This is a genomic window from Acinetobacter sp. YH1901141 (assembly GCF_013416935.1).
GTDB classification, from domain to species: Bacteria; Pseudomonadota; Gammaproteobacteria; order Pseudomonadales; family Moraxellaceae; genus Acinetobacter; species Acinetobacter towneri.
On record NZ_VPEY01000014.1, the window covers coordinates 72,938 to 81,804 of the forward strand.

The following is an 8,867-nucleotide window of genomic DNA, read 5'->3' on the forward strand; positions in this document are numbered from 1 at the left end:
TAGACTTTATGCTGAAACAGCCAAGCTTTTGCTTGGCTGTTTGCGTTTTATTGCTTATGCTAAACCCATACAAGAAAAAAGCCTTTGGGTTCGAGCATGCGCAAATTAAAATTTATGGCGAATTGTGAAAATAAACAAGAGTTACAAGATTGCACTCTGGCACAGAATTATGTGGCGAATTTACTTTCACAAAACTTATCTCATTATGGCTTTCAAACGTTGCCGCAGAGTGGTGCACAAGTCGCTGTAAGTGTAGATCAACATGCGCTGCCTTTGGCAGTAAACTGTCAAAGCCGTGGTGAAGATGGGCATCTTGTTTGTGAAATTACTTCATACCCAAATGAGGAACAAGACTGGCTAGAACGAATTACCGAGCAAAGTTTATTAAATCAATTGGCGCAAGCGGTAGAAAATACTCTGAAAGAAGACCAATCTTTTAGTGAGTTTGAATGGAAAGGTTAAACCAAGCTGCAAAGACGTTGGATGTTTAAAATTTATACTTGATTTTTAAATTAAAAATAGGGTCTGTTGACATTTCATAAAGGCAGCCACAGATAAATACAAGCTAAGGCAACTGCGCTTCGAAAGTTTCGCTTTAGTTTATCAAACCGTGTAGCAATTCCTCGGAATTGCTTCAAACGGCAAAAAGCATTCTCAACTAAGTGCTTGATTTTATATAAATACCAGTCCATATGATCATTACTTGATTTCGTGTTTGATTTCTTCGGTATATTCGCTTTAGCACTTTAATTTTTAATCTGCTCTCTTAATATTTCAGAATCATAGCCTTTATCCATACAGACTATTTCAGTGTCAGTTAAATCTAATTGTTCGACTAAAATAGGGGCAACTTTGACATCATGGGTGGTTCCATCTGAAATAATAAATTCGATCGGGTTACCGTGAGAGTCAACAGCTAAGTGAATTTTAGAATTATTACCCCCAACACTTTTTGAAATATCCTGATTAGGGATTTCTGCTGAATGTTGGTGTGCTCTAACATGAGTAGCATCAATAAATATCCATTCACGATCAGCGTTCTCTGAGAATATTTTAAATATTTTCATTATCTTATCTTTATTAGACCAGCGATTGTACTTTTTAAAAATTGAGTTTGGATTACCAAAAACCTCGGGTAAATCTCTCGAAGGGCATCCTGTTCTAATACGATATAGGATTGCCTCAAAAAAATTTCTCAAATTTGATTTGAGATAAATATTAAAATTGCGAGAATAGCTTTTAACTTAGACCAGTGTTGATCATTCAACATTGTACGAGGTATAGCGAGTAGTGAATTTGGTTTGGCGATTGAATTTTACTATCTCGCTATTTTTTTATACAGCAAATGTCAACAGATCCTATTCATTTTTTAATTGAAATGTCATCTAAATGACACATCGCAACCGTATATTAAGCAGCAAGAACAATACAACAAAATAATTTTTATTTAACCCGCTTAATTTGGGAGAGTTAAGTGGGTTTTTTATTGCCTAGAGAAATGTTGCAAGTACTATAAAAAAAATAAGCTCAACTGATCAGAGTGAATCAATGTTTTTTTAAAGCAGACACTGAAATAAAAGCACCTCAGCCTCCACGTTGGATTGATCTAAGAGATCATCTTCTAGCAATACAACGCAACGTGTTTTTCCGATAGGGTTAAACAAAAACACGCATTGGAGTTTGTTGAAAGCTGCTGCTATAGTGAGCGCAGTATTTTTTATTTAGGTGGTTTATGCTCGCTTTAATTTCTCCAGCCAAGACTTTAGATTATGAAACTGCATTACCAAGCGATGAATATACTCAACCTAGATTACTTCAACATTCACAAGAGTTAATTGATGTAGCACGTAAACTTTCTGCTACAGAAATTGCCAGTTTAATGAGTGTCAGTGAAAAAATTGCCACTTTGAATGTCGAGCGTTTTCGTGACTGGCAAGCAGAGTTTGATCTTGCCAATGCACGTCAGGCCATGTTTGCCTTTAAAGGTGATGTGTACACAGGCTTAGATGCTTATAGTTTATCTGCTGCAGAGATTGAGTTTGCTCAACAACACTTGCGCATGCTTTCTGGCTTATATGGCTTATTGCGTCCATTGGATTTAATGATGCCGTATCGTTTGGAAATGGGCACTAAGTTGCATAATGCGCGCGGTGAAAATTTGTATCGTTTCTGGGGCGATATCATCACCAATTTAATTAACCAAGATTTAAAACATAACCAGTCGGCATTATTGGTGAATCTAGCTTCCGATGAATATTATAAGTCGGTGCAGGAAGCAAAAATTCAGGCTGAAATTATTAAACCTGTATTTTTAGATCAGAAAAATGGTAAATATAAAGTCATCAGTTTTTATGCCAAAAAAGCCCGTGGTTTGATGGCACGTTTTATCATCGAGAATAAATTAGAACGCGCAGAAGACTTAAAAGCATTCAATAGTGAAGGTTATTATTTCGATGCAGACAGTTCTTTAAAAGGCGAATTGGTCTTTAAACGTGACGAGCAAGCCGCCTAACTGTCGGTTTAATCGTTGAATCTCCCATCATGCTAACCTATGGCAGATGGGGGCGAGACTGACCAATCTCCTGTTTGTACTCTTAAAGCTGTTTAAAGGCTTCTATGGCACGTAATCGGCTAAGTTTTAAATCTACAATTGGATGCGGATAATCCAGTTTTAGATTTGGATTTTTCGCATATGGTTCATGAATATTTTTGGCATCTAAATGAGCCAGTTTAGGTAGCCATGTGCGAATATAATCACCATTGGGGTCAAACTTTTGTGATTGGCTCACAGGGTTGAAAATCCTAAAATAGGGCACTGCATCTGTACCAGTCGAGGCACACCATTGCCAGCCACCGTTATTGGCAGCCAAATCACCATCAATTAAATGTTGCATAAACCACTGTTCGCCCAAGCGCCAGTCAATTAACAGGTTTTTGCACAGAAACATTGCGCAAATCATTCTGACTCGATTATGCATCCAGCCCGTTTGCAAAAGTTGTTGCATGCCTGCATCCACAATGGGGATGCCTGTTTTTCCTTGTTGCCATGCTGCTAAACCTGCAGGATCATTTCGCCACGCCACCTGTGCGGTCTGATCTTTAAAAGGGCGGTGCTTTGAAACTTTGGGATAATCAAACAAAATATGTTGATAAAACTCACGCCACAGTAACTCATCTAACCAAGTTTGTTGCCCTGTATTTTCAAGATGAAAATGTCCTTGTGAATGCGCAAAAACCGCAGCCAGACATTGCCGAATGGAGAGAATGCCACAGTTTAAATACGCAGATAATTGGCTGGTACCAGACAACGCTGGAAAATCACGCTGTTGCTGATAATCTTGCATTTGTTCACGCGTAAAATCATCCAACAATTGCTGTGCATGTTGTTCCGTGACTGCCCATAAATTTTGTTGTGCCGTTGGAAGTGGGTCGAAACCTAAGTGTTCTAAACTTGGTACAGTAGAGAGATATTGTTCAGGAAGTTGAATCGACGTTTGAGCTTGTGGCAGAGGAAAGCAACGCGGAATACTGACACTCAACTGTTGATAGGCATACTTTTTAAATGCACTGAATACCTGATAAGGTTTCATGCTCTGATTGCGCACCGTACCCACAGGAAAAAGCGTACGGTCATGGTACAAAATCAAGTCCTGACCGTGTTGGTTTAAGGTTTGTTGAACTTCAAGATCACGTTTTAGTTCATTCACTCCTAATTCAATATTGGCATAAATATTTTGAATCGGATGTGAGTCTTTTAATGTTTGGCATAGTTGGAGCAGCATTTGTGCAATGTCAGTCCAAGATGGTGTAATTTGAACAATCAGTGGGATATTGAGTTGTGCGAGTTCGTCTTTTAGTGCATTTAATTGACGCAAATAAAAGTCAATTTTAATGGGCGCATCGTGATGCAAACGATATTGCTGAGGCGAAAGAATCACTACGCCAATACAAGCTCCTACTTGGCTAGCATGCCAAAGTGCGGTGTGATCTGAAATTCTTAAATCTTGTCGGAACCAAACTAAATTATAGTTTTGCATGGGAAGAATGCTTGATGTGAGCGCTAGAAAGGTGACTTCATTATAAGCATGACTGGGTAAAATTGTCTTAAATGCGAAGGGTTTAATTGTCCAATAAAACGACAATGTGCTGTGTTGATTTTTCCTGTAATGATCTTTCCGCAATAGTCTGCCTGAAAGGATCTTTCAGTCATGTGCTTATCCTGAATTTTAGAATGACAAACAAAAAAGGCAAAGTAAAAATACTTTGCCTTTTGCTTCGGTCAATACTGATCTTAGTGGTGATGACCACCCGCACCGTGTACGTGACCGTGATCTAATTCTTCTTGAGAAGCTTCACGGATTTCAATGATTTCAACTTCAAACGTTAAATCTTGACCAGCAAGTGGGAAGTTTGCATCAACAATTACGTTGTCGCCTTCAACTGCTTTTACAGTTACGATTTGAACGCCATCATCAGTTTGCGCTTGGAATTGCATGCCTGCTTGGATGTTGTCTACACCTTGGAACATTTGTGCAGGAACTTCTTGTACTAAGTCTGGGTTGTATTCGCCATAACCTTCAGCTGCAGGTACGTTTACAGTAAATTTTTCACCTACTGTTTTACCTTCTAACGCTTTTTCTAAACCAGGGATGATATTACCTGCACCATGCAAATAGGCAAGTGGTTCACCTTGAGATTTGTCGAGAGTTTCACCCTCTGCGTTAGTCAATGTGTAGTGGAAAGAAACCACGAGGTCATTTGCAATAGCAGTCATGTTATTGATCCATTCAATTTTTTAAGGGTACATCATAAAGTGAAACGTGGAATTTGTTATAGACATTTCTGCAAATTCTTCACTTTTCCGAGTTTTTTATGACATTTTTTAGTTAATCGGGGCAATTTTTATAATTTCAATGCAAATTTGTGCGTCATACCTATAAATTTGCAGATTTTATTGCAGGCTCATTTTAAGCCCTTTGTATGATGTGTAGATGACAATAAAAAAGATGGGACATTGCCCATCTTGGTGATATTTAATTCTTGAGGATCATCGGCTTCTAACCGAGTGAAGTTTTCTCATCTTCTACAGGTTGATGGCTAAAGAAATTAAACAAACTGCCAAACCACATCATGATTCTTTCAAAAATATTGGCTTCAACAATGTTGACCTGTTCTTCAATTGCAAAGCTGTTAATCAATTGATTATTTTGATAAACGTGTACGGTTGCCAGTTTCATAACCTGTGCCAATGGCGCAGTCAGTAACTTTTCAGACAATTCAATATTGACATGCGTTTGTGTACGCTGTGCAGGTTCAAGTGTTTCTAATTCGCCCTGTGCATTCACAAGTTGTAGACGTTGAGTACTTTGATCAAACTGCGACAAGTTAATTGCATATGGCTGTTCATACAATGATGTCGTCACAAACTTTGGCTGACTGCTTTCAATCTTAAACATGCGTAAGGTCGATTTCACCACAGGCAATTCTGCAATCATTTGTTTGGGTTTAATCGCGACTTCATTACGGGTATAGCTATAAGCTAAATTTAATAATTGATGTGCCACTTCAGCACGTTTTTGCGCACTCTTGGTTCCCATCACCACCACCACTAAACGACGCTCAGGTGCAGCACTATCCAATGTTGGGCGGTTTGCAGTTAAGGCGAGGTTGTAGCCTGCAGCTTTGGTGAAGCCTGTTTTTAACCCATCTACACTTGGGTCTTGTTTTAATAATATATTGGTCGCACGGTGAAAGTGCTGATTGTAGGTAAAACTAGTTTGTTTTGAATAAGCCAAATAATCGGGTGTTTCAGTCACTATCGCTTGTGCTAAACGTGCCATATCTGCCGCAGAAGAATAATGACTAGGCATAGTCACACCAGACGGATTCTGAAAATGTGTGTCTTGCATACCCAAAGCTTGCGCTTCCTGATTCATTCGGGCAATAAACTGCGGCACACCACCTGCAACACGTTCACCTAAAGTGAGTGCAGCATCGTTAGCAGACATAATAATTAAGCCTGCCAATAGCTGATCTACCGAAATCTGCTCACCTGCTTTTAGATACATTTGTGATTCATCCCACATCACTTGTTCTACCACAGGTGTTGCGGTCAAAATTTCATGTCGGTCTAATTTACCTGCCTGAATATCTTTCAGCACAATATAAGCCACCATCATTTTAGTGAGTGAAGCAGGTGCACGTTGTACGTGACTATTGTGTTCTGCAATCACTTGCCCAGATTGTGGGTCTAAAATTGCCCATGCTTCGGCTTCGACACTTTCAGCTTGAATATTCAATAATGCGGCATGCGTGATTGCGCTGCAGAGCCAGCAGAGCGCCGCAATCAGATAGATAACACGTTTCAAAGAAGTTCCTTATTTACACCAATCCATTGGTGTCACAATGGTTTTAAGCGGCAAAAACAATAACAATTGACTAGGGAATGCTATGCCTTTTTTGCTCAGATGGCTACCCATAAATGCAGACAAATCTCATCTTGACGCATCAATTGCTAAAAAAATGTTAAGCTTGTTGCCAAGTTCTTATTTATACATTTTGTATTGCCCATTATGTTGCATTATCAAATCGAATTTGACGATTATCGTCAGCATCTTATTCATGTCACCGTGCGTTTTTTGGCTAATCCTACTCAGGTTTTATCTCTACCCACTTGGATTCCAGGCAGCTATTTAATTCGTGAATTTTCCAAACATCTTGAGTCGGTACGTGCTTATGATGAAGCGGGGCGTATCCTCAAAATTCAGAAATTTGAAAAGAATAAATGGCGCTTATTTAACACCGATCATGAATTGATTACGGTGGAATATGATGTCTACGCTTATGATTTGTCAGTGCGTGGCGCTTATGTCGATCAAACCCGTTTATACGTCAATCCTGCCTGTGCCTGTTTGGGCTTAGATGGGCAAGAAGATAAAGCTATTGAAGTTGAATTATTTTTACCAGACGAGCTGAAGCATTTTCAGCTTGCGACAGGTTTGGCAGCAAAAAGTTTGGTGAAAGGGCGTTATACCTTAAAAGCCAAAAACTATGCCGAACTGATTGATGCACCGTTTGAATTGGCAGAACAAACCCGTTTTAGTTTTACCGCAGCAGATATTCCACACGAATTTGTGGTTTCGGGCAAACATGCAATGAACGCTGCGCGTATGCAGCAAGATATTGAAAAAATTTGTGCTACACAAATTACCATGTTTGGTTCTGCGCCATTTGAAAACTATACCTTTATGACCATGGCAACAGGCAATAGCTATGGCGGTTTAGAGCATCCAAACAGTACCAGTTTAATTACACCTCGTGATGATTTGCCGAAAGCTAACGAACCTGAACAACCTTCTAAAGATTATCAGCGCTTTTTAGGTCTGTGCAGCCATGAGTATTTTCATAGTTGGTTGGTGAAATTCATTCGTCCTGAAAGCTTTGTGAATTATGATCTGAATCAGGAAGGTTATACATCGCTGTTATGGATTTTTGAAGGCTTTACGTCTTATTACGATGATTTGTTATTGCTGCGTAGTGGTGTAATTGATCTGGCGGCTTATTTGGAGTTGCTCAAAGCACAAATTGATCGTTATTTGCAAAATCCGGGTCGTGCGATTCAAACGGTAGCAGAATCTAGTTTTGATGCTTGGGTTAAGTTCTATCGTCAAGATGAAAACTCGAACAATGCAGGAACCAGCTACTATAACAAAGGTTGTTTGGTGGCTTTATGTTTAGATTTGGGCTTGCGCTTACGTGGTTCAAGCTTAGATGCCTTAATGCAGAAATTGTATGCCAATGCGCAACAGGGCATGCAAGTACATGAGCGCACCATCTTTGATTTATGCAAAGAATTAACTGGGGATGATTGGTCGGAGCAAATCCACCATTTAATCAACACGACTGATGAATTGCCGCTCGATCAGTTATTGCCTGAGTTCGGGATTGATTATCAGCTAAAACAGGATAAGTCTTTGCCATTTGGTTTGAAATTGGCAGATAAACCTGAAGGGATATTGGTACAAACTGCACATCGTGAAGGTGCTGCGGCAAAAGCAGGACTTTCTGCGCTTGATGTGATTATTGCGATTGATGGTTTAAAAGCTACGGTAAAATCCCTTGAGCGATATGCCAAACAGGATGCAATTTATACTGTTCATGCGTTCCGCCGTGATGAGTTGATGACTTTTGAGCTATATGCTGCGCAGATTGAATTGCCAGAAGTGGTATTAAATGTTACAGATCAGGCAAAAGTAGAGCAGTGGTTGAAAGGTTGATCATAAAAAATGTAAACCGATGCTTTTGCATCGGTTTACTTTTAATAAAAATATTAAGAAAGTAACTAAGTGTAATGCTTAAGAGGGACCAAGGCTTAAGTTATGAGAAATGAGGTGGAATATCAGTTAAAAGAGCTGATATTAGATGATGACTTCAATAGTTTGCAGAATTTAGTAAATGAAGAAGTCAATCTTATGGAAATTTTAAGAGTTTCACACAGAGAATTACAGCATTCAAATTTTTTAGCATGGCTGTTTGATCCTGCAGAAACTCATAAATTAGGAGATTTTGTATTAAAAGAGTTTATAAAATTATATTTTAAAGAAAATGAATTTCAAAATTTAGGTAATAAGTCAGGTTTATCTGTTTTTGATTTTGTTCACTTAGATTTTGATGACCTCGTAATTCATAGGGAAATGCAAAATATAGATTTATTGTTTTTATCTAAAAAGAATGAATTTTGTAAGCTGTCATTAAAAAGTAAACATGTATTCTTTTCCGAATTGGTTTGATACTCTCTCCACCCATTGCTCTATTTTATCAGCTGTCATGACTTGAAAATCTCGCCAATAATATTTCATCTGCTTCCA

General features: G+C 38.7%; 7 protein-coding genes and 2 pseudogenes. 4 read left to right on the forward strand and 5 right to left on the reverse strand.

Annotated elements, in window-relative coordinates; all coding sequences use genetic code 11:
* Positions 1 to 96 precede the first annotated feature (96 nt).
* Positions 97 to 462: a hypothetical protein gene (locus FTV52_RS09310; protein WP_004972981.1), complete on the forward strand. Its 366-nt coding sequence runs from the start codon at positions 97 to 99 to the stop codon at positions 460 to 462.
* Between the two features lie 74 nt (positions 463 to 536).
* On the opposite strand, the pseudogene FTV52_RS09315 reads toward FTV52_RS09310, so the two are convergent.
* Positions 537 to 1,282: pseudogene (locus FTV52_RS09315) on the reverse strand (IS5 family transposase).
* A 450-nt stretch (positions 1,283 to 1,732) separates the two neighbouring features.
* Between FTV52_RS09315 and yaaA the strand changes: the two are divergent.
* Positions 1,733 to 2,512 carry a peroxide stress protein YaaA gene (gene yaaA / locus FTV52_RS09320; RefSeq protein ID WP_179990676.1) on the forward strand — a complete coding sequence of 260 codons (780 nt, stop codon included), beginning with the start codon at positions 1,733 to 1,735 and terminating at the stop codon, positions 2,510 to 2,512.
* Positions 2,513 to 2,594: 82 nt separating this feature from the next.
* Here the strand turns inward: yaaA and FTV52_RS09325 are convergent, their stop codons facing one another.
* From FTV52_RS09325 to FTV52_RS09335, 3 genes are all read right to left on the reverse strand, one after another.
* The gene (locus tag FTV52_RS09325; protein WP_179990678.1) at positions 2,595 to 4,037 is read right to left on the reverse strand and encodes a deoxyribodipyrimidine photo-lyase; all 1,443 of its coding nucleotides are present in this window, start codon (positions 4,035 to 4,037) and stop codon (positions 2,595 to 2,597) included.
* 254 nt (positions 4,038 to 4,291) lie between these two features.
* The gene (gene slyD, locus FTV52_RS09330) at positions 4,292 to 4,774 is read right to left on the reverse strand and encodes a peptidylprolyl isomerase (protein WP_096901865.1); all 483 of its coding nucleotides are present in this window, start codon (positions 4,772 to 4,774) and stop codon (positions 4,292 to 4,294) included.
* A gap of 283 nt (positions 4,775 to 5,057) precedes the next feature.
* Positions 5,058 to 6,368 (reverse strand): D-alanyl-D-alanine carboxypeptidase family protein, encoded by a 1,311-nt coding sequence (locus tag FTV52_RS09335; protein WP_179988814.1) that lies wholly within the window; start codon positions 6,366 to 6,368, stop codon positions 5,058 to 5,060.
* A gap of 204 nt (positions 6,369 to 6,572) precedes the next feature.
* On the opposite strand from FTV52_RS09335, the gene FTV52_RS09340 reads away from it, so the two are divergent.
* Together FTV52_RS09340 and FTV52_RS09345 are read left to right on the forward strand one after the other, a co-directional pair.
* On the forward strand, positions 6,573 to 8,276 hold the full coding sequence (locus FTV52_RS09340; RefSeq protein ID WP_179990680.1) for a M61 family metallopeptidase: 1,704 nt from the start codon (positions 6,573 to 6,575) through the stop codon (positions 8,274 to 8,276).
* A gap of 114 nt (positions 8,277 to 8,390) precedes the next feature.
* Positions 8,391 to 8,789: a PD-(D/E)XK nuclease family protein gene (locus tag FTV52_RS09345; protein WP_373683420.1), complete on the forward strand. Its 399-nt coding sequence runs from the start codon at positions 8,391 to 8,393 to the stop codon at positions 8,787 to 8,789.
* On the opposite strand, the pseudogene FTV52_RS09350 reads toward FTV52_RS09345, so the two are convergent.
* Positions 8,751 to 8,867: pseudogene (locus FTV52_RS09350) on the reverse strand (transposase); the annotation flags it as partial. The gene FTV52_RS09345 and the pseudogene FTV52_RS09350 overlap by 39 nt on opposite strands.

Bases quoted from the DNA above. Each gene is read 5' to 3' on its own strand.
- slyD (WP_096901865.1), bottom strand. From the start codon at position 4,774: ATGACTGCTATTGCAAATGACCTCGTGGTTTCTTTCCACTACACATTG.
- yaaA (WP_179990676.1), top strand. From the start codon at position 1,733: ATGCTCGCTTTAATTTCTCCAGCCAAGACTTTAGATTATGAAACTGCA.
- FTV52_RS09325 (WP_179990678.1), bottom strand. From the start codon at position 4,037: ATGCAAAACTATAATTTAGTTTGGTTCCGACAAGATTTAAGAATTTCA.
- FTV52_RS09310 (WP_004972981.1), top strand. From the start codon at position 97: ATGCGCAAATTAAAATTTATGGCGAATTGTGAAAATAAACAAGAGTTA.
- FTV52_RS09340 (WP_179990680.1), top strand. From the start codon at position 6,573: ATGTTGCATTATCAAATCGAATTTGACGATTATCGTCAGCATCTTATT.